At 50.5% G+C, this 20,825-nt stretch carries 22 protein-coding genes and 1 pseudogene; 16 read left to right on the top strand and 7 right to left on the bottom strand.

Features of this window, described 5'->3' with window-relative positions:
- Nucleotides 1–17 precede the first annotated feature (17 nt).
- The 8 genes from KNP79_RS11780 (at nt 18) to KNP79_RS11745 (ending at nt 6,661) form a co-directional block, all read left to right on the top strand.
- On the top strand, nt 18–1,280 hold the full coding sequence (locus KNP79_RS11780; RefSeq protein WP_214716244.1) for an NCS2 family permease: 1,263 nt from the start codon (nt 18–20) through the stop codon (nt 1,278–1,280).
- Nucleotides 1,281–1,343: 63 nt separating this feature from the next.
- On the top strand, nt 1,344–1,937 hold the full coding sequence (locus KNP79_RS11775) for an Imm64 family immunity protein (protein ID WP_214716246.1): 594 nt from the start codon (nt 1,344–1,346) through the stop codon (nt 1,935–1,937).
- Nucleotides 1,938–2,046: 109 nt separating this feature from the next.
- Nucleotides 2,047–2,535 carry a DinB family protein gene (locus KNP79_RS11770; protein WP_128122488.1) on the top strand — a complete coding sequence of 163 codons (489 nt, stop codon included), beginning with the start codon at nt 2,047–2,049 and terminating at the stop codon, nt 2,533–2,535.
- Between the two features lie 116 nt (nt 2,536–2,651).
- A complete protein-coding gene (locus KNP79_RS11765) occupies nt 2,652–3,080 on the top strand; it encodes a DUF3916 domain-containing protein (protein WP_214763573.1) in 429 nt (142 codons plus the stop codon).
- A 653-nt stretch (nt 3,081–3,733) separates the two neighbouring features.
- The gene (locus KNP79_RS15755) at nt 3,734–3,961 is read left to right on the top strand and encodes a hypothetical protein (protein WP_251132955.1); all 228 of its coding nucleotides are present in this window, start codon (nt 3,734–3,736) and stop codon (nt 3,959–3,961) included.
- A complete protein-coding gene (locus tag KNP79_RS11755; protein WP_214716248.1) occupies nt 3,958–4,881 on the top strand; it encodes an AAA family ATPase in 924 nt (307 codons plus the stop codon). Before KNP79_RS15755 ends, KNP79_RS11755 begins: the two co-directional genes overlap by 4 nt.
- Before the next feature lie 2 nt (nt 4,882–4,883).
- Nucleotides 4,884–5,945 carry a DUF58 domain-containing protein gene (locus KNP79_RS11750; protein WP_251130048.1) on the top strand — a complete coding sequence of 354 codons (1,062 nt, stop codon included), beginning with the start codon at nt 4,884–4,886 and terminating at the stop codon, nt 5,943–5,945.
- A gap of 14 nt (nt 5,946–5,959) precedes the next feature.
- Entirely contained in the window at nt 5,960–6,661 is a 702-nt protein-coding gene (locus tag KNP79_RS11745) for a hypothetical protein (protein WP_214763119.1), read from the top strand.
- Between the two features lie 92 nt (nt 6,662–6,753).
- Here the strand turns inward: KNP79_RS11745 and KNP79_RS11740 are convergent, their stop codons facing one another.
- Entirely contained in the window at nt 6,754–7,464 is a 711-nt protein-coding gene (locus KNP79_RS11740; RefSeq protein WP_214763120.1) for a GntR family transcriptional regulator, read from the bottom strand.
- A gap of 162 nt (nt 7,465–7,626) precedes the next feature.
- Here KNP79_RS11740 and KNP79_RS11735 point away from each other — a divergent pair, with 162 nt between their 5' ends.
- The 4 genes from KNP79_RS11735 (at nt 7,627) to KNP79_RS11720 (ending at nt 12,555) form a co-directional block, all read left to right on the top strand.
- Nucleotides 7,627–9,516, top strand: coding sequence for a beta-glucoside-specific PTS transporter subunit IIABC (locus KNP79_RS11735; RefSeq protein WP_214763121.1), 1,890 nt, complete (start codon nt 7,627–7,629; stop codon nt 9,514–9,516).
- A 12-nt stretch (nt 9,517–9,528) separates the two neighbouring features.
- Nucleotides 9,529–10,983 (top strand): 6-phospho-beta-glucosidase, encoded by a 1,455-nt coding sequence (gene bglA, locus KNP79_RS11730; RefSeq protein ID WP_214763122.1) that lies wholly within the window; start codon nt 9,529–9,531, stop codon nt 10,981–10,983.
- 177 nt (nt 10,984–11,160) lie between these two features.
- Nucleotides 11,161–11,826: a hypothetical protein gene (locus tag KNP79_RS11725; protein WP_215192454.1), complete on the top strand. Its 666-nt coding sequence runs from the start codon at nt 11,161–11,163 to the stop codon at nt 11,824–11,826.
- A 108-nt stretch (nt 11,827–11,934) separates the two neighbouring features.
- Nucleotides 11,935–12,555, top strand: a complete 621-nt coding sequence (locus tag KNP79_RS11720; protein WP_214763124.1) for a hypothetical protein — start codon at nt 11,935–11,937, stop codon at nt 12,553–12,555.
- A 139-nt stretch (nt 12,556–12,694) separates the two neighbouring features.
- Here KNP79_RS11720 and KNP79_RS11715 read toward each other — a convergent pair whose 3' ends face one another.
- Entirely contained in the window at nt 12,695–13,552 is an 858-nt protein-coding gene (locus KNP79_RS11715; RefSeq protein WP_214763125.1) for an AraC family transcriptional regulator, read from the bottom strand.
- 89 nt (nt 13,553–13,641) lie between these two features.
- The gene (locus KNP79_RS11710; protein WP_214711388.1) at nt 13,642–13,857 is read right to left on the bottom strand and encodes a hypothetical protein; all 216 of its coding nucleotides are present in this window, start codon (nt 13,855–13,857) and stop codon (nt 13,642–13,644) included.
- A gap of 594 nt (nt 13,858–14,451) precedes the next feature.
- Between KNP79_RS11710 and KNP79_RS15750 the strand changes: the two genes are divergently transcribed.
- The gene (locus KNP79_RS15750; RefSeq protein ID WP_251130076.1) at nt 14,452–14,604 is read left to right on the top strand and encodes an excalibur calcium-binding domain-containing protein; all 153 of its coding nucleotides are present in this window, start codon (nt 14,452–14,454) and stop codon (nt 14,602–14,604) included.
- Between the two features lie 34 nt (nt 14,605–14,638).
- Here the strand turns inward: KNP79_RS15750 and KNP79_RS11700 are convergent, their stop codons facing one another.
- Together KNP79_RS11700 and KNP79_RS11695 are read right to left on the bottom strand one after the other, a co-directional pair.
- A complete protein-coding gene (locus tag KNP79_RS11700) occupies nt 14,639–15,178 on the bottom strand; it encodes a hypothetical protein (protein WP_214763127.1) in 540 nt (179 codons plus the stop codon).
- A complete protein-coding gene (locus KNP79_RS11695; RefSeq protein WP_214763128.1) occupies nt 15,175–16,035 on the bottom strand; it encodes an alpha/beta fold hydrolase in 861 nt (286 codons plus the stop codon). The genes KNP79_RS11700 and KNP79_RS11695 overlap by 4 nt, the downstream gene beginning before the upstream one ends.
- 194 nt (nt 16,036–16,229) lie before the next feature.
- Here KNP79_RS11695 and KNP79_RS11690 point away from each other — a divergent pair.
- Nucleotides 16,230–16,989: pseudogene (locus tag KNP79_RS11690) on the top strand (glucose 1-dehydrogenase).
- 32 nt (nt 16,990–17,021) lie between these two features.
- Here KNP79_RS11690 and KNP79_RS11685 read toward each other — a convergent pair.
- Both KNP79_RS11685 and KNP79_RS11680 read right to left on the bottom strand, forming a co-directional pair.
- On the bottom strand, nt 17,022–17,822 hold the full coding sequence (locus KNP79_RS11685) for an AraC family transcriptional regulator (protein ID WP_214763129.1): 801 nt from the start codon (nt 17,820–17,822) through the stop codon (nt 17,022–17,024).
- Between the two features lie 140 nt (nt 17,823–17,962).
- Nucleotides 17,963–18,223: a DUF1294 domain-containing protein gene (locus KNP79_RS11680; protein ID WP_232939616.1), complete on the bottom strand. Its 261-nt coding sequence runs from the start codon at nt 18,221–18,223 to the stop codon at nt 17,963–17,965.
- Between the two features lie 208 nt (nt 18,224–18,431).
- On the opposite strand from KNP79_RS11680, the gene KNP79_RS11675 reads away from it, so the two are divergent.
- Together KNP79_RS11675 and cls are read left to right on the top strand one after the other, a co-directional pair.
- Nucleotides 18,432–19,214 carry a LysM peptidoglycan-binding and 3D domain-containing protein gene (locus KNP79_RS11675; protein WP_034777617.1) on the top strand — a complete coding sequence of 261 codons (783 nt, stop codon included), beginning with the start codon at nt 18,432–18,434 and terminating at the stop codon, nt 19,212–19,214.
- A gap of 122 nt (nt 19,215–19,336) precedes the next feature.
- Nucleotides 19,337–20,803 carry a cardiolipin synthase gene (gene cls / locus KNP79_RS11670; RefSeq protein ID WP_052090124.1) on the top strand — a complete coding sequence of 489 codons (1,467 nt, stop codon included), beginning with the start codon at nt 19,337–19,339 and terminating at the stop codon, nt 20,801–20,803.
- The last annotated feature ends 22 nt before the right edge of the window (nt 20,804–20,825 follow it).

The following is a 20,825-nucleotide window of genomic DNA, read 5'->3' as shown; positions in this document are numbered from 1 at the left end:
ATAAAGGATTGATTCCTATGGCAAAACAAACAGAATGGAAAACAGAAACATACGGGGGCGTGCTGAACTTTCTGGCGACAGCATACATCCCGGCCGTTCACGCGGCAATCTTGACACAAGCCGGACTCCCGTTCGAGGGAGCGCTCGTCGGAGCGATTTTGACAAGCGTCATCGGAACGTTCATCGCAGGGCTGTTCAACTTGCCGCTGCTCCTGTTACCAGGGATGGGCATCAACGCGTTGTTCACGTACACGCTCGTCCTGCAGATGGGGCTGAGCTGGCAAGGCGCGCTCGCCGTCTCGTTCGTCTCAGGAGCGCTCGTCGTCCTATTGACGGTAACGAAAGTGGCGAGGAAACTCGCGAACGCTTTTCCGCCGATCATTCATGACGGATTGACGGTCGGGCTCGGCCTGTTCCTTATCTTGATCGGACTCGAGGCGGCGGGGATCGTCTCGGGCGGTGGTGGGGCACTGCTTCATATCGGAGACCTCGGGGAACGGCCGGTACAGGTCGCGTTCCTGTCGCTCTTCGTCGCCATCCTGCTCTTCTTGAAGATGGGACCGAGCAGTTTCTTATGGACAATCGCGTTCGGGGTCGGTTTAAGCGCCGTCATGGGTACGCTCGACTGGACCGGTGAGTTCGCGCTCACGCCGTTCTTCGAGTCGTTCGGGACCGTGTTCGGCAACGTCTCGTTCGCTGAGTCGGCGTCACCAATTTTCTTGGTCGCCGTCGGCGTATTGACGCTCGTCTTGCTGATCGAGAACATCAGCCTGATCCAGAATCAGACGCGCGCCATCAGCAAGGATGCGGATGCCCCGAAAGGGCTCGTCGCCCAAGGGTTATCGACGATGGCCGGTGCCCTATTCGGCTCGAGCCCGACCGTCTCGACGGTCGAGGTCGCGGCCGGCATCTCGGTCGGCGCTCGGGGCGGCATCGCCTCGTTCGTGACGTCAGGCCTGTACGTCGTCTCGCTCTTGTTGTTGCCGTTGTTCGCGATTATTCCGGTGACGGCGATTGCGCCGGTGTTGATCATTATCGGCATGATGATGTTCCAGAACGTGAAGCATCTCCCGCTCGACAATTGGGAGCATGCCTTCCCGGCGATTCTCGTCATCATCATGATTCCGTTCACGTATTCCATCGTCGATGGCATCGGGCTCGGATTCATCGCCTACACGATGATCGTCTTGTTCAAGAAGGGCTATCGGTCGCTCAGTCCGGTCGTCGGTGTCTTGACCGTATTGTTCTTGGTTTTCTTTTCTTTACCAGTCTGGCTGTAAGATAGGGCGGTACCGTGTAGACGGTGCCGCTTTTTTGTATGATGAGACAAAGGAGGTGTTTGAATGGATCAAGCAGGCGGATTCATTTCCATCGGGATGGCTTATCCGAGCCATTATCCGTTACCTGAACTTGCTCAAAATGTATGTGTGGAACTGTTAAGTAGCGGTGGCGAAATCATAAACGTGACATACAGTCAGGATAAGGCGGGCACTAGTTGGACGACAACGACAGGTACCGACTTTGCTCAGGTTGGGCATTACGGATCTATCCATTTACGAAGCAACTATTTTGGAGACGTGGACATGACGATGACCGTGTCCCTTCAAGAGATGGACACCTATGTCGGGATTCTCATCGATATAAAGTGGAATGATATCGTCTCACACCCTGCATCGAGACCCGTGTTCACACAGAAAATCGAACGACTGCTCGTTGACGTGTATCGCCATATGCCATTCTCGTACGCGCTTGCCGGGCACGAACTTGAGCTCGACTGGGCACCTGATGCGTTTCCGACATCAGCGGACTGGTTGGATACGTTCCCTCTTTTTATGGTCCCGTCACCACAAGGCGTGATGGTAACTTACGGTTCAATTTCAATCGACGGGATGACTCCTCAAACCAATATGAAGAGGTCTATCCCGTTATATGCATAAGTGAGGCTCAATCACCTCAATCAAGCATTCCTTGATTGACGAAGCTCAGTGCTAAGCGGCCGGAACATGATACAATTTTCTTAGCTTATAACCGAAGGAGGATACTTTTATGACGAAAACCTCAGATGTCATCGACGAGTTTGCATCCTATATAGACTGGTTAAACACATTGTCGGGATTGGATGAATCGATGTGGGAAAAATCGATTGCAACCGACAAATGGTCAATCAAAGCAATCGTCCTTCACATCGCCCATTGGGACAATCATCTGTTGAACGTCATCGTCCCGGCCGTCAAGACCGGGGAAGCCATGATTTTCCCTGAATTCGACTCATTTAACGCGCGAGCGACCCAAAAAGCGAAACGTCTTTCGGGAGAAAACGTGTTCCAGTTAGCCAAAACGAGTCGGAGCTTGCTTATAGAAACGCTTCGGTCATTACGTCAAGAGACGCTGACTTCTCACACGATGGCAAACGGAACGACCCATTCTCCGCATGACGGTGTTCCGTACACACTTGCCTATATCGTCACCGAGTTCATCGAACACGACCGGCACCATCAGCAACAAGTCGACAGCATCTTGGGGAAAACGTCTTGAAGAGACGAGCGAAAGTACGCGGTGTTAGACGAAGACTGAAACGGTTGCGCATGGATGTCGACGAACAGACCTATTCGTTCCCGACGACGTTTCACGACGGGTATTAGCATAACAAAATCCCGATTGATCAATCGTTCTTATCGTCTGTACAGGAGAACAGCCGGATTCAACGTGCGATTATCGAGGTGATGATGGAAGGGGCCTCACGTCTAGTGCATAACCGAGAAGAGGAGCGATACCAGGTCGTCGTCTTACTCGATTTGCCGACGCTCTGGCAGTCCGAACTTCTCGTGTTTGAAAGCGACGCACGACTAAAGGCGTTCATGGAACGCGATACGTCTGAGCAGACATGGACGCGCTTGCCAGTGGGCTCTGTGTGCCTACAGCGATTCATGCTTCCGGCGAACGTCGAGGTGCATCGGTTTCACGAACTGATTCAAGATGAAGATTATATGCATAGTGGAGAAGTCTGGTTGCTCGTGTACAATAAGCGGGCAACTTTTTTTGCTAAAAAACTGAATATTCCATTAATCCGTATGCTATAATCCTTTCAAATCCATTTTCCAAAAAAAGGATTAAATGGAATCGATGAATGAAAGGAGTCGTTGAATGGGATGCAGTCGAATCTACATATTCACATACGGGTCGTTACATGAGAAAAGCCAAAGTTCTGTTTGTATCAGCAGTCTTGATTTCTTTACTGGTTGTCGCACTTATTTCATTTTCAGGTCAACTTGCTTATACCTACTTCAAAGGGTTGGACATTTCAGGGAGCCCCATCACAAGTTGGGTCACGGATTGTCATGACAAGCGAAAGTTGTTTGGGATAATTGAGGTCGTCGATACGGATGTTTGGTGTGGAGATGGTAGTGACGCAGATCCCGGTCCCGGTATTTCTGAAGCAGGAGCGGTTGTTGGGCCATCAGATGATGAAGGCGGCACACCAAGGGAAGATGAGAATAACTCGTCTCCGTCATATGGTACACCATCTACAAGCGAATCCGATCGCCTTTCCCTGTTGCCTTACACTGTCAGCGCTTTCCTCCTTCTTTTGATTGGTGTATGGATGTGGCGTAGACCCTTCCACAAAAAGGGGAGGGAAGCCGTTCCGATAGACGAGAGGATCCACTCAAGGCAAGAGACAGACGAAACGTTCGAAGAGGCAAAACGCTCCGCTCATCCGCTACCAGATTCCCCGTTGCGGCAACATTTGATTCAATTCGAACAAGCGCTACCGCCAGAAAAACGTCGACGGACGTTCGAGACGTTATCCGCCTGGGCGAGCCGCATTCAACTCGACGCCTCGCTTCGGAGCTATTTAGAGACCCGTTATGACAAAGTCGAGATCACGCCACAACGTGAAGAAGCGTTCAAACAACAGCTTGATGCCTATTTACTTCGTTTAGAAAAGGAGCCACCCTTATGACCATCAAACGTGTATTGGAACAATTGGACCAAATCTATCTCGGAAAACCTGAAATCACGCGCCTCTGCTGCACGGCGCTACTCGCGAACGGGCACATCTTGTTAGAGGACGTCCCGGGTACCGGGAAAACGTTACTTGCCAAAAGTATTGCCAAGAGTTTTGAAGCTGATTTCACGCGCATCCAATTCACGGCCGATTTGCTTCCGACCGATATCATCGGTTCTGACTTCTTCAACGTGCAGACACAGACGTTCGAAAATCGGACAGGACCGATCTTTACCAACATCTTATTGATTGATGAAGTGAACCGAGCCGTCCCCCGGACACAATCCGCCTTGCTCGAGGCGATGGAAGAGCGGCAAGTCTCGATCGGCGGAGTCACGTATCAACTGCCGGAACCGTTCTTCGTTATCGCGACGCAAAACCCGATCGAATCGGCAGGGACGTTCGCCTTGCCCGACGCTCAACTCGACCGTTTCTTGATGTCCCTTCAAGTCGGATATCCTGAAGCAGGAGAGGAGCGACAGTTGATTCTTCAGACAATTTCTAAGACACGCCACATCGTTCATGCCCTCATGTCGTCCGAAACGTTTTTAGCAGCGCAGCGAGCAGTTGAGGAGGTCCGTATCCATGACGACGTCGTCACCTATCTGCTCGCCCTCATCCAAGAGACACGACTTCATCCGCTCGTCGAAGTCGGAGCCAGTCCTCGCGCGACGCTCGCCCTCGTCAAGGCGTCTCAAGCTTACGCTTATATCGAAGACCGTCAATTCGTGACCCCGGAAGATGTCCAAGCCGTCGCGACGCATGTTCTGGCACACCGCTTGACGCTCACGCTCGAAGGGGACGTGAAATCGACGAAACGGGAAGTTCTCGCTGATATTTTGGAGCGAGTCGATGTACCGGTCGAGAAGGTGTGAAGATGCGACAAGTCGAAGTGAGCACACCGTCACTTTTAGACGACAAGCTATGGCCGGCCTATACCGGAATCCTACTTCTGTTCATATGGTTCCCATATGTGTGGCCGCTCGCCTATCTGTCTGGCGCATTACTAGGATTGATGCTGATTCGGAAATGGCTGACGCAGAAAATTGTCGAAGGGACACGTTTATCGTTCCACCAGAAAGAGCAGTTGTTGTTCGTAAATGATCGTGTCTCGCTAAGAATGGAGGTGACAGGTGTAGAACGTCTCCAAGAACTCGGAATCCCGACATCGGTCCGCCTGGTCACGGGACACGGCTTGACGTTTGACGAAGATCAGCGCGTACATGTCATTCAACTTCGTGAGGAATCGACCTATTCGCTTCCAATTCATGCGAAACAGCGCGGGCCCGTCCAAGTCAATGAATGTACACTTCAGTTCAGACTCCCATTTTGGCTTGGCACCATCTTCGTCACAAATCATACGCTTCCATCCTGGATCATACTCCCATCCATCACGAGACAGAACAGATTTGACTCACGCCTGGTACGGATGGGGGACCGACTCGTTAAACATTCACCGCTCAACGACCCGTTGATGATTCAAAGCACAAAACGGTATGAGCAAGAGCCGGTCAAACAGATTGACTGGATCGCGACAGCCAAGACAGGAAAACTTCAGGCGAAAGTGTATCAACGCCAAAACCTCGATACATTCACGCTCGTGCTCGACTTGAGCGGTCCGCTAGGGAATGGCCTTCATGCGCGCTATGAAGAGTTGATTCAACAGGCCGCTTATCTGGTATCCTATTTAGTGAAGGAAGATTGTAAAGTCGAGCTGTTCATCAATCGGCTCGATGCTGAGAATCATATCGACCACCTGCGAATGAGTGACGGTCGCAAGCAATTGCGCCTCGCCCTCGTACGTCTGGCGTGGGTCCATGAATCCGATCGATTCGTCGCTTCGAAACGGTTCAATCAAATCATCGAGCGACAGAATCATCCGCATGCGGAAGTGATTCGGATTGACGCGTCACTGCTCAAACAGATGTCTATCAGTTGAAAGGAGAAAACATGTTGCGCCACCTCACAACATTCGCCCTAGCTGGGGCCTTCACGCTCGTTGCTACGTCAGCAGCTGCCGCGCCGACTGAACGATCCGCGGAGCGTTTTGCTGAAAAACATTTCGAGTCAATCGTCCTCGACCATATCGAAGGTGACGACCCGAGTAACTATCATTTGACGGAAAGTCGCGCCATCTCGTTCGGTTCGCTCCATGAAGTGATGATTGCCGCGCAATCCTGTTATTCGTCGGACGAAATGTGTACGTTTGTCTCGAGCAAGGAGTACGTATCAGCCGTCCTACAAGATGGAGAGCCGAGAAATGTCATCGGCACGTACGAGCAGGAACCGGGCCTCTTCGCCTTCTCCACGTTCGGGTATGGTGACGAGTTGGCCATTGCCTTAGCTGATGTGTCCGGTACATTGGTCCATTCCTCGCGAGAGAATGCCTGGTTTGACTATGATGGAAAGAAGTTGACCGCCTTGACGACCGATGCGAAACGGTTCATCGAAGGAGACAGGATCACGCTCGAGATGTATCAGAAACGCTTGGTCGAGACACAATCCAACACCGAAGCGCAGCCAGGGGATGCGCTTACTGGTGGTTCAGGTGACGTTCAGACAACAGAACCAACATCATATCGGATGCTCGGACTCGCGTTGTTGGCGGTGCTCCCGCTCGCTTATCTTTTTTTCCGAAGGCGATGGAGAAAGTGAAATGTAAACGTCAGTGATTGATTTAAAGCGAAAACCGCTCGTCTGAGCCATACAAAAACACCGCTCCACGCAAATCGCGTAGAGCGGTGTTTTCACATGTATGGTCCGTTCGCTTGGACGACGAACTGTGAGTGTTCGTAATGATACGTGATGCGTGAATAATCGAACGGCTTCCCGTTCGAAAGATGGAAAATCGTCTCGATGCGGAGCGTCGGGTCCTCCGTCTGTAAACCTAGATAGCCGGATTCCGTCTCGGTCAATCGCCCGACCTGCATGTACATGTCCGAAAAGCCGATGGTGACGCCGAGTGCGCCTTGTACGTAATCGAAGATCGAGTCGGCGACGATCTCTCGGTTCAAATACGGGACAATCGCCTTCACATAGTACGACTCCTCGTAACAGAACACCTCGCCGTCGACGAAGCGGACCCGCTCGACGCGATAGACGTCATCCGTCACGTCGATGCCAAGGTTCTGTGCGACCATCGCGTCCGGTTTCGTGACCGAGACGTCGAGCACGTCCGACGTCAACACCCGGTCACCAAGGTTGCTCTTGAACCCTTGTGTCGAGAACAGGCTCATATAGCCCGGACGGTTGTGGCGCCGGACGAAGATGCCGCTCCCCCGCAATTGAAAGATGACGCCTTTCCGTTCCAGCAACTCGAGCGCTTTCGTGATCGTACTCTTGCTGACGGCATATTGGCTCATCAACTGCTCGAGGACGGGCAGTTTATCTCCTTGCTTCAAATCATGTTGATTGATGTACTGTTCAATCTCTGCTGCCACTTGTTGATATTTAAGCACGCTCATCCCTCATCTACTTGAAAATGTTGCCTTCATTATACCACACACATGTCTACGAAACGTTCACAAACTATTTATTGTATCGCTATTGATTAATTGTACCGGTACAATTATAGTAAGAGTGTACAAAATGTAAGCGTTACATCAAAGGAGGGTTTTCAGTTGAGTAAAGTTCGGGATTATTCAAAACTGGCTCGGGATATTTTAGAGGCCGTCGGAGGGGAAGACAACGTCATCAATGCGGCCCGCTGTGCGACGCGACTCCGCCTCGTCTTGAAGCGGTCGAATCCGCAAGCGAAAGAACAAGTCATGGCGATGCCAGGTGTCATCACGGTCGTCGAGACGGGTGGCCAGTTCCAGGTCGTCATCGGGCAGCATGTCGGGGAAGTGTTCGATGAGTTCACGAAACTGGTACAGATCGAAGGGACGGAGGTCGAAGACGGAAACAAGGGGACCGTCCTCAACCGCATCATCGCAACGATGTCCGCCGTATTCGCACCGTTCATCTATATCTTGGCCGCAGCCGGGATTTTGCAAGGGGTACTCATCATCACGACATTGTTGTTCGACGGTTTCGCCAAGACGGGGACGTACGAAGTGTTCAGCTTCATCTCATGGGCACCGTTCACGTTCTTACCGATTTTCATCGCCATCACGGCATCGAAACACTTTAAGACGAACACGTTCATCTCCGTCGCAGCCAGTGCGGCGTTGGTCAGTCCGACATGGGCCGAGATGGCGGCTCGCATCACGTCAGGGGAGACGATCAGTTTCCTCGGCCTCGCCTTGTCAGGTACGACGTATACGTCATCGGTATTACCACCGCTCTTCCTCGTCTGGATCTTATCTTACGTCGAGCGGTTCTTGAACCGACACATGAACGAGGTCATTCGCCCTCTGTTCGTACCGTTCTTCAGTTTGGTGCTCATGGTGCCGCTCACGATTCTCGTCGTCGGACCGATCACGACGATGGGTGCGGTCGGAATCGCCAACGGCTACAACTTCTTGGCGGAAAACGCGCCGATGCTCGCTGGCGCGATTATCGGTGGTCTCTGGCAAGTCATCGTCATCTTCGGGGTCCATTGGGGTGTGACGCCGATGGTGCTCGCAAACTTCGACTTGTATGGCCGTGACTCGTTCCAGGCATATCAGACGATCGCCGTCATCGCCCAAGTCGGTGCCGTCCTCGGTGTCATCTTGAAGGCGAAGAGCCAAGAAATCAAAAAAGTCGGTGTCTCGGCTGGGATTACTGGACTATTCGGAATCACAGAGCCTGCCATTTACGGGGTGACACTCCGCTTCAAGAAACCGTTCATCTTTGGATGTATCTCAGGGGCCATCGGAGCCATCGTGGCCAGTTTCTTCAACCCGTATTACTTCGCTTACGCTGGTCTCCCAGGTCCGCTCACCCTTGTGAACGGAATCAGTGAAGACGTACCGACCTCGATTTGGGGATTGTTAATCGGGACAGCGATCGCCATCATCCTTCCGGTCGTCTTGATTCAAATCTTCGGTTTCGGAGAAGACACGGCCAAACAAGTGACAGAAGTGACGGAAACACCTGCGACGGCAGAAGCGAGTGCGACGCTCGTCCAGGAAGAGACGATTGCTTCACCGCTCTCTGGAAAAGTCATCGCCTTGAACGATGTTCCGGACGACGTATTCGCCTCCGGAGCGATGGGGAAAGGTTATGCCGTCGAGCCAGACGGGAATAAGGTCATTGCACCGTTTGACGGGACGGTCGTCATGGTCGCACCAACGAAACATGCGATCGGTCTCCGTTCGAACACTGGGGTTGAACTCTTGATCCACGTTGGTCTCGATACGGTGACGCTCGATGGGAAACCGTTCACCGTGCACGTCAAAGACGGCGACGGCTTTAAAGCGGGCGATGTGTTGACGACGTTCGACCGTGACATGATCGCTGCACATAATATTTCAAGCATCACACCTGTCATCGTGACGAACAGCGCGACATACGCCGACGTACTCGTCCAAGCAAGTAATCAGACAGACACGACGACACCAATGCTCACGATTGTTAATCAATAAGGAGGAACTACCATGAAGACATTACCAAAAGACTTTCTATGGGGCGGCGCGCTTGCCGCCCACCAATTTGAAGGCGGCTGGGACGCCGACGGCAAAGGGCCGAGCGTCGTCGACGTGTTGACGGCCGGCGCTCACGGCGTCGCGCGTCGGATCACGGACAAGGTCGAGCCGGACGAATTTTATCCGAACCATGAAGCAATCGACTTCTATCACCGTTATAAAGAAGACGTCGCGCTCTTCGCTGAGATGGGCTTGAAGTGTCTCCGCACGTCAATCGGTTGGAGCCGGATCTTCCCGAACGGGGACGATGCGGAGCCGAACGAGGCAGGGCTCCAATTTTATGACGACTTGTTCGACGAGCTGTTGAAGCACGACATCGAGCCGATCATCACGTTGTCCCACTTCGAGATGCCGCTCCACCTCGCACGTGAGTACGGCGGGTTCCGCAACCGTGCCGTCGTCGACCATTTCGTCCGCTTCGCCGAGGTGTGTTTCGACCGCTATAAAGACAAGGTCAAATACTGGATGACGTTCAACGAGATCAACAACAAGATGGACGTCAACAACCCGCTCTTCTTATGGACGAACTCTGGCGTCATCGTCGAAGACGGGGAGAACGCCCGTGAAGTGATGTATCAGACGGGGCACCATGAGTTGATTGCGAGCGCGCTCGCCGTCGCGAAAGGGAAAGCGATCAACCCGGACTTCGAGATCGGGGCGATGGTATCACACGTGCCGATCTATCCGTTCTCGTCAAACCCGGACGACGTCATGCTTGCTGAAGAGATGATGCGTCAGCGTTACTTCTTCCCGGACGTGCAAGTGCGCGGGGTGTACCCGAGCTACGCCTTGAACGAATTCGAGCGGGAAGGGTACACAATCCCGTTCCTTGAAGGGGACGAGGAAATCTTGAAGAACGGAACCGTCGACTACCTTGGCTTCAGTTACTACATGTCGACGACCGTGAAGAGTGACGTCGTCGCCGACAACAGTGGTGACATCGTCAATGGCGGTCTGCCGAACGGCGTCGAGAACCCATATATCAAGTCGAGCGACTGGGGCTGGGCAATCGACCCGGTCGGCCTCCGCTACGTGCTCAACCGGTTGTATGACCGTTATCAAATCCCGCTCTTCATCGTCGAGAACGGGTTCGGCGCCGTCGACGAGATTGTCGACGGGAAAATCCATGATGCGGCACGCATCGACTACTTGAAGGCGCATATCGAACAGTTGAAACAAGCGGTCGTCTATGACGGCGTCGACTTGATCGGCTACACGCCATGGGGCATCATCGACATCGTCTCGTTCACGACGGGCGAGATGAAGAAACGGTACGGCATGATTTATGTCGACCGTGACAATGAAGGCAACGGCTCGATGGAGCGGATGAAGAAAGACTCGTTCGATTGGTACAAGCATGTGATCGAGACGAACGGGGAAGCGTTGGAATACAAAGTGACAAAATAAAAATGACTCCTTTTGACTTTCTAAGTGATAGTCAAAGGGAGTTTTTGTATGATGGTAAGTAGAAAGAAATGGGGGCACTCCATGAGACATATCTCAATTCGTTTAGGTACAACTCTTAATCAACCACATGATCGGAACTGGAGGAAGCGACACATCACCGAGATTCACTCGTCATACGTGTTTGAAGAATTGCTTGCGAATTATCTGTCTCGATTCATCGAGCAAGACGAGGTCCGATTCACATCCGACGAACTCGTTGGGATAGAGCTTCTAGTGGCACATGAGACGAAGTCATATATGCACCATACGTTTGATGAGACAGACAATCAGGTGCTGGTCCATGAGTTCACGAGTAAAACGTTCAACTATGAGAATTATTTAATGATTCTTGACGAGAAAGAGAAGTTTCGTCATTTCGCTGAGCTCGTTCGTGAAGTGCTCGTACCACTATTAGAAGTACATACGTTCAGTAAGAGAGAAGCGATTTCTGACATCATCGAACAATGTTTGAGGCAAATCGAAATGAATGACTACAAGTTGGTCATTTTGCCAAATAAAACTCCAAAATCAAATAAAAAACGAAATCGGATAGCTGTTTTTAAATTGATTGTCTCTGTGACAGGTGCTACGTTTTGGATTGAAGTTTATGAAAAAGACATGAGGTTATTCCAAGCAAAAGTGATTGAAGAAATCGCGAACCCTAATTCGTTCTCATTATATTTCGGAACGAGTAGTTGGGAGTCCGATGACGTGTTCACGATCCATTCCAAAGTTCGAAATTGGAATGCGCGAGTTGATGTCCTGAATGGAACAATCGACATTTATAAACAAATAAGGGACTAAGGAAGCAAAGCCATCTCGGAGATATAGAACGCTATGACTAAACGACAGTAACTGTCATTGTATGAATAACTCTAAGCCAATCACCATTCATAACGGGAGGGACATCAAGTGGAATACCCTGTACTTAAAACTCCAATTTTTTTTAGTGTAAGATATGAAGAACTTACTCCAAAATTGTTAAATCAATATTTCGAATACATGATGACTAATCTAGAAACTAGAATATGGGTTTTAATAAAACAAACAACACTAAACCGCGTAGTAGAGCATAAAGAAATATTTAGTGATCAAGTCATGGATGAAGTATTTGATTGGGCCATAGAAAATCTGGAAATCAGAAAACTCTCAGAATATACGGAGGAAGAACTATTAAACTGTAACCTTGAAAATGCTGCGCCATACGAATTATCAAAAAGGAAATTTCTAGCCTCGTTGCTAAAAATAAAAAATGAGAATCACGCCGCTATAAATATGATAGACATTCACGATTACAAATTATTAATGGATTTAGGTTTATATTTTGGCGAGTGTTTGAGGCAAAGAATAGATGGTGCCGAATGGGGAGTCTTTAAGAAAAAGAAACATGACATTACAAATCATTTAGTAATTTTCTTTAGTAATGGTGCTGCATTCTGTCCTTTCTCTGAAGTGGAATTGCTTTTAGGCGATTACGAATCAGAATTTATGACTTTAAAAGATCGAATGATTGAACTTAAAGAAATGGATTGAAAACACGACTTGAAGTAGACAATTCAGGATTTATAACACACAAAACCAATGAACTACTCTAACGAATGAATTATAAACGAGTCGAAAACGCCCCCCTAGATATTAACTCTAGAGAGGGCGTTTTTGACTAGGAGACTGTTTATTCTTTCACCGCTACCCACACTTCGCTATAGACGTTGTCCGATGGTCCGTCATGCTTCGTGAACGAGATGCTCGGCAAGTCGGCCAGTTCGTACCCAGACGTCGGTAGCCATTCGGCATACGTTTTGGCCATCGTCTCCTGGAGCGTCTCCGGGAACGGGCCGGCATTCGGGAAAACGGCCCACAGGTTCGACTCGATCGTAATCTGTTCAAGATCCTCGTACGGATTATCTTGTGTGGTCGCGAAGCCAATCATGTGCGTGAGTGAACCCGTTTCGTCCAAATAGCCTTCATCGAAGTCGTACGACACGTTGAGCACTTGATGCGGATAGAGGTCCGCCAACTGATGCATCTCGCTTCGCTGTTGCGACGTGATTGATTGCGCCAACTCGACGATTGCATTGTTCACACCTTCAAATTGAATCGGGACGCGTTTGGACACGCCGACGACGTTGAATGAAGGTTTATGTTCTAATTTGAATTCCATTGAAATTCCTCCTTTGATGTCGATGTAGAAAGTGAATTTCGGGAATGACTTTTGAATCTTGTTCTTGATCACTTCAGACGGTAAAAAGCCACACCAGTCTCGAAACGCTCGCGAGAACCCGTCGACGGATTGGTATCCATACGTATACGCCACGTCCGTGACCGATTTCCCATGAATCAAGTCCTTGTTCGCTTCTGACAGCCGACGATTTCGGATATATTCATTGAGCGTCATCCCGGCCATGTAGGAAAACATGCGTCGAAAATGATAGTCGGATACCCCGACGATGCGTGTGATATCCTCACTCGTGATGTCTTCTGTTAAATGTTGATCGATGTGGTCCATCAATCGGTTCAATGATTCAAGCATCAGCATTCCCTCCTTTCTGCATTCATCATACTTCGAACGTCGTAGGGGCACTCGATGATTTTGATACGGATATCATCGGATAGAAGGCATCACTGGTTGTAGCCGATGAACATCGTGAACATGATGAGAATGATCGATGACGTCATGAGTAGAAACGCAAGCGAGCTCGCGAACACGAGAAAACCTTTGGAGAAGTGGCGTCGTCGTTTCCAAATCCCGATGACGAACACGACGTTCAAAATGAGAAATAGTGCGAGCAGCAGTAACGGGAGAGCCCGGTCCTGTATCAACATAAGTAAGTCCATAACTAATTCCCTTTCTTTGCGGGTTTGTTAACAATGAAATCAGTGATGCTCGGTAAAGACGAGATACCAACAGTCGTATCCTTGCCAGACGCGTATCGTCCAACAAGATCCGTTCGGAAAGTCGTCAAGAGAAAACGCATGATCAAAGGTGATCTGGTGTTTGAATGTCTTGTCCCACAATGTCTGTAGTTGGTCGAGTGGCTGTTCTTCTAACTGGATCCGCCGCGAAGAATGGTGTCGGGTGATCAAACACTTGATGGCCTCAGGACCAAACACCAACCGTTCGATGAACTCCAAAGTAAGCGGTTCAACTATCTCGTGTTCCGAGACAAGCAAATTCCCTTGATAAACTTGTTCATTATTATTGTCGATATGAAACGGTGATAAGGTCAATGTGATGGTCCTTTCATTTGAACATTTTATAAATCAGGTTAGTTATCCTAATCCCTCCTATAATGAACGAGAATGGTAACGCATATCGTTTGTGATCAAGGAGGAAACAATCATGAAGAAACTACTTCGTGCGACCATCGCCGGCATCGCGTTGTTCACGCTGAGCATCGCGCCGTCAGAAACCGCGGACGCTGCACCGAACTGAATAAGACGTACAAGGGCGGTGTCGCCAAAACGAAGACGACGAAAAACAAAGGTGGTAAGACGAAGTACAAGCCTTATGCCAACAGTTCGTTATACGAAGCGAACAAATCAAAAGATCGAGACAAGGACGGCATCGCTTGCGAGCGCTAAGAGATGAGAGGACAGCCGTCCTCCGTCTCTTTTTTTAGTTGTTGAAGCGGTAGGATATGTCTCCCGCAGCATCGTAGCCGATGATGGACTCAATCGACTCGATTTGGTCGACGAGCACGAACCAGACGTCATTCCCGGCCTTTGTCTTCAACAGTTCCGGTTCGAATTTGTCTCCGTTCAACTCGACGACGACTCGGGTCGTATCACCGTGGTTCATCCCATAAAGGATGTCGTAGGGGGAGCATTCTGACCGATCCCCGCACGATTGGCCGAAAGTGGCCCACGTGAGCCCTGCCTCGGACAGCGATTCAGATGTAATTGACTGAACCTGATTGTCGACAGTAAGTTCAAGACCTATGCCTTGCGCAACCGGCTCTTCACTCCATTCCTCGACGATGTAACTGTTCGTGAAAAAGCGAAGACTCATATTACGGTCATCAACAGGGTAGGTGAGAATCGGTTCCGCTCCCTCGGGCAATTGTGTCTGCTTCGTCGAATCAAATGCCCAGGCCACTCCGGCTGATACCAACAATAAGCACACAAGAATGAGGACAATCTTTTGCTGACGCTTCATAACAGACCGCTCGCTTTCTCAACTTGTAAAAACTGTCGTACCTGTTCAAGCGGGAACGCCGGGTTCCAATGGACGAAGTGGCCGCCTGTCATTCGTATGTAAGTGATCGGCAGCTCATGCCGTTGCAGGTCCAGAATGGCTGACTTCGTCAATCGGACTTCTTTGTCGTCCAGTCCGACAAAATCGCCGTAAATAAGTAACGTCGGGACTTGAAGTGAACGCATAAGCTGCGGCACGTCAAGGTGATAGAAGCCGAACAGCAGATTCAATCCGCCTCGTCCGAGTTTAGCCGGGTCGTTCAACGCGCGCCGAATCTCGTTTCGTTCAGAGAGGCCTGTCTGTGCGCAGAAAGTCTTAACCTGTTCCTCTGTAACTGGAGATGTACCTTCATCTGAAATGACCTTCGTCTCGATTTTGGGGACGAGTCGAGGTCCGAACAGACGATAAAGTCCGCTCAGGAGCGGGACGGCAAGGCCAAACACGCCATACTCTCTCAACGGAACGCAAGGGAACGCCTTATGGCCTTGATCGAGCAAGACGAGCCGCTCCACGTGCTCGGGATAATGCGTGGCGAAAGCGAGAGCGATCGCACCTCCAAGTGAATGCGCGATCACATGGACGGGTCCGATTCGATGTGTGATGACGTAGTCGTTGACCCAATCCGCCAACTGTTCGGACGTCACGACCTGCTTAATCCCTTCACTTCGCCCGAACCCTGGCAAATCCAGCAAATGCACCTCGAAGTCGTCGCATAGCACCTCAGCGAGTGAACGACCTTCTTCTCCGGTGAATCCTCCAGCCGGTAAAAATATAACGGGTGTCCCGCTTCCCATCACTTCTGCATGATAACGATTCAATTGAATCCCACCTTCCAACTCCCAATATCTGTATCTTTCCATTGTACGTGACTAGTGATTGGAACAGAAGCAGATTCTTTCAAACGGAGATACGTTTTCACCCAAATCCAGGTATAGACTAATGACACGTGAGCAGGTTGCACTTGTCGTTTTCTCTGTCGCTCTTGAGTTGTCTCAACAAGGAGGAATGCGGTGTGAAATTATCGGGTAGAACGGCAATTGTCACCGGGGCCGGGTCAGGGATGGGTCGGGCCATCGCCAAACTGTTTGCCGAGGAAGGGGGCACGCGTCGTCGCCATCGACATGAACGGGGACTCAGTCGAAGCGGTCGCCTCAGAGATTAAAGCGAGCGGCGGGGAAGCCGTCGGCGTCGCCGGGAACGTCACAAAGCAGGAAGATATCGACAAGATGGTCGAGACGGCGACGAGCACGTTCGGTTCGCTCGACATCTTGGTCAACAATGCCGGCATCATGGACAACTTTTTGACCGTCGGCGAAGTGACCGAAGAGGTGTGGGACCGCGTCATCGCCGTCAATTTGACCGGACCGATGAAACTGGCCCGGGCCGCGATCAACATCATGGACAAGCAAGAAACGGGCGGCGTCATCATCAATAACGCCTCGGTCGGTGGCCTGTTCGGGACACGCGGCGGTGCCTCGTACGTCGCCTCGAAGCACGCGCTCATCGGCCTGACGAAAAATATCGCCGCCACATACGGTACGTTCAACAAGATTCGGGCCAACGCCATCGCACCGGGCGGGGTCAATACGAATATCGGCGCCACCATCACCGCGCCGAGCGAACTCGGGATGCGAGCCATCCAAGGGGCAGGGGAGGCTCCGATGGGTGAACCGGAGCAAATTGCCAAGGTCGCGTTGTTCCTCGCCTCCGACGATTCGAGTTTCGTCAATGGAGACGTCTTGAAAGCAGACGGCGGTTGGACCGCCCGTTAACGAGAAAAAGCCGACACGATTGTCGGCTTTTGTTATGTCTGTCGCTTTCGGTACGCCAATGGTGTCACCGCATGGACTTTTTTAAACGATTGCACGAAATGGCTCACGCTCGTGTAGCCGAGACGATGCGCTAGATCGGCGATCGGTTCCTTCGACTCCTCGACGAGGCGCGCCGCACGATGCATGCGGACGTTCTGGACGTAGGCGAGCGGCGATGTGTCGCCCCATTTTGTAAAGTAGCGGCAACATTCCGCCCGGCTCAGACCACCCGTTGCTGCGATGTCTTCGAGCGTCAGTTTCATCGTGTCATGGTCATGTATGTAGGCGAGCATGAGACGCATCCGTTCCTGAACATGATGTTTCGTTCTGCTTTGCGGCTGTTGAATCCAATAGCGCCAAATGACTGCGAGCTGTAAGCTCGCATCGAGCAACGCGAACGAGGACTTCTTCTTCAGGCTGCGAATCACTTTGTCGATTATGTCGAGGACGGGCTTATCTCCTGGTTCACCGGGATGCAACACTTTACTACGCGACGTCTCGGCGTGCGGTGTCACGTACAACTCCGCAAGCGACGGAGAGAATAGGTCTAACGGCTCGACGGAGATCACGACCAAACGAAATGGCTCTCCTTTCGGTTCAACTTTCACGATTTGTCCACGGTCTAAGATCAACGCCATCCCGGAGCGGAGCCGAGACCGTGTCCCATTGACGAGCAGGTCGAGTTGTCCGTTCGTGATTAACCAGATTTGAAACAGCGGATTCACTTTGATCGTCGTCTCAATCGTCGTTTCAGTCCACTCTTGGATATCAATCAGATTTCCTTCAACCTTCATCCGAACACCTCAATAATTGAACATTTATTTCGTTTTAACACCGGATGGACACACTTCTTTTTCACCACGAAGCGTCTATCAAGACATTTCATCGGAATTTTCTACGTGGCGATTGAACAAGTTCCTTCTATATAATGGCGTCAAAAGATGAACCAACCGGTGACACCCGCATGCACTAAGATGGCGATTGGAACACCAATGCGGAATTTCGGTTTCAATGTCTTATGACGGAAGAACCGCATCGCGAGATAGGCCCCGAATGCGCCACCGATCCAAACGAGAATGAGTAACGTTTGTTCCGAAATGCGCCATTCCCCAGATTTAGCACGACGTTTATCGAGGTAAAATGACATAAACGCTAGGAAATTAGTCACAATGTAATATAGCAGTAATAGTTCCAAAGACTAAAACCTCCTTTCTCTTCTCTTTAGTATAGCTGAAAATGGCTCAACTAAGCCATTTGTATTTGGATTGTAAAAATTCAGATTCCTCTCATCTCGCTGAAAGCTTCTGTAACTGAACTGATATCACTCTCATATCAGCCTGTAACGGCAGTGAAATATACAGGTGTTACAGTAAGGGGGCGTTAGAAAAGGGAGGAATATTCTTATGAAAAAACCACTATTGACACTAACGGCACTCGCTGGCCTTAGTTTAGGAGTCGCTGCTCCAGCTTCGGCAGCATCAACACACACAGTTCAGTCTGGAGATACACTTTACCGTATCGCCGTGAACAACGGTGTATCAGTTAATGACATCAAACAAGCGAACGGCTTAAACTCTAATATGATTTATCCAAACCAAGTATTGAAGCTTGCGAAGTCAGAAGCTAAAGCTTCAAGCGCTTCAAAAACGTATACAGTAAAATCAGGTGACACGTTGTATCGCATCGCGACAAACAACGGCGTATCTGTCAAACAGTTGATGACATGGAACGGTCTTAATTCAGATCTCATTTTCCCTGGTCAACAATTCTCTGTAAAAGGTGCTAAAGCAGCATCGGTTGCGAACAGCGCACCAGCCGCTAAACCAAAAGCATCAACATCTGCACCAGTGACGAAACAGTCTACGTCTACAACGCAAACCCAAGCTCCGGCTTCAGGTAAGACGATGACTGTGGAAGCAACGGCTTACACACCATACTGTGCAGGATGCTCAGGAATCACGGCAACAGGAATCGACGTCCGCTCGAACCCGAACCAAAAAGTCATCGCGGTTGACCCTTCAGTCATCCCACTCGGCTCTAAAGTATGGGTTGAAGGCTACGGCGAAGCAATCGCTGGAGATACTGGTGGCGCCATCAAAGGTAACAAAATCGATATCTTGATGCCGACACGAGAGCAAGCGCTCAACTTCGGTCGTAAATCAATCACAATCAAAGTCTTAAACTAATCGATTTTCCCTAAAAACACCGCAGGCGCGGTGTTTTTTTGTGTGTCTATCCCTTTACCTGTAAACGAGCATTTCATTCTTACGAAGAATGGGTAAACAAGAGACAAAAGGAGGAGATCGAGATGGTCACGACAGAATTCATTCTAGGCATACTCGGTATCGTATTGGTCATCCTCAACGTGACGTTTGCGGTCACCATTATCTTCTTCGAACGGCGCGATATCGGGTCGACGTGGGCCTGGCTACTTGTTTTATTCTTCGTGCCGCTGCTCGGATTCTTCATCTATATCTTCTTCGGACGATTAATCAAATCGAATAACTTCTACCAAGTCGACGAGGAACGACGGCATGAATACGCGGAACACGTCCATAACCAGTTGACTGAGCTCGACGCCCATGGCGGCTTGTTTGCCAGTGATCCGCTCTTATCCAAGTATCGTCGCCTCGCCCGCTTGAACTTATCCTCCACGAATGCGCTCGTGACGTATCATAATGCAATTCAAGTCATCCATGACGGCGAGCAGAAGTTCGAGGCGTTGTTCCATGACATCGAGGTGGCAACAAAGGAAATCAACATCCAATACTATATCATCCAAAACGACTCGCTCGGTCAGGCTCTCATCTCGGCCTTGACGCGACGGGCCAAGGAAGGGGTCAAGGTCCGTCTACTCTATGACGCCGTCGGCTCCCGCGGATTGCGACGTTCCCATTTTAAACAACTGCTCGCGCATGGCGGCGAGGTCAAATCGTTCTTCCCGTCACGTCTCGGTATCAACTTCCGCGTCAATAACCGGAATCACCGAAAGCTATGTATCATCGATGGGGAGATCGGCTATATCGGTGGTTTCAACGTCGGGAATGAATACCTCGGGACGAATCGTCAGTTCGGCTATTGGCGCGATGTGCATCTACGGATGAGAGGGGAGGCGGTCCGAGAACTGCTCGAGCGTTTCCTCCTCGATTGGAACCGTGCCGTACCGACGAAGCATCGAGCCGAGAAAGAGGATTTCATTTGGCCGTCCATCCTTATTGAGACGGCCCAATCACCGGTGCAAATCGTCACATCGGGCCCGAACTCATCGACCGAGCACTTGAAAAACATGCTCGTCAAGATGATCACCGAGGCGAAAGAGACGATTTACATCCAGACCCCTTATTTCATCCCTGACGCCAGCTTCCTCGACGCCTGCCGCAATGCGCTCATGTCCGGGACGAAAATCCGCCTGATGATCCCGAACAAGCCGGATCACATGTTTGTCTACTGGGCGACGTATACGAATGCGGCCGAGCTCGTCCGCTACGGGGCCGAGGTATATACGTATGAAGGCGGCTTTTTGCACGCGAAGACGCTCGTCATCGATGGCGAGGTCGCCTCGATCGGCACGACGAACATCGACGCCCGCAGTTTCCGACTCAATTTCGAGATCTCGGCGCTCGTCTATGATGAGGTCGTGGCCCAGTCTGTCATCGATGCATTCGATCGCGACCTCGCATGTGCCGACAGGTTAACGATTGAGCGTTATGAGACACGAACGAAATGGATCCGTTTCAAAGAGAGCGTGTCACGCTTGCTCAGCCCAATTCTTTAAAAAAGACCAGTCAGACCGTCCG

It is taken from the genome of Exiguobacterium sp. s7 (genome assembly GCF_018618195.1).
GTDB classification, from domain to species: domain Bacteria; phylum Bacillota; class Bacilli; order Exiguobacteriales; family Exiguobacteriaceae; genus Exiguobacterium; species Exiguobacterium mexicanum_A.
The sequence above is the reverse complement of the archived record's forward strand: the minus strand, read 5'-3'. Positions and strand labels throughout refer to the sequence as shown.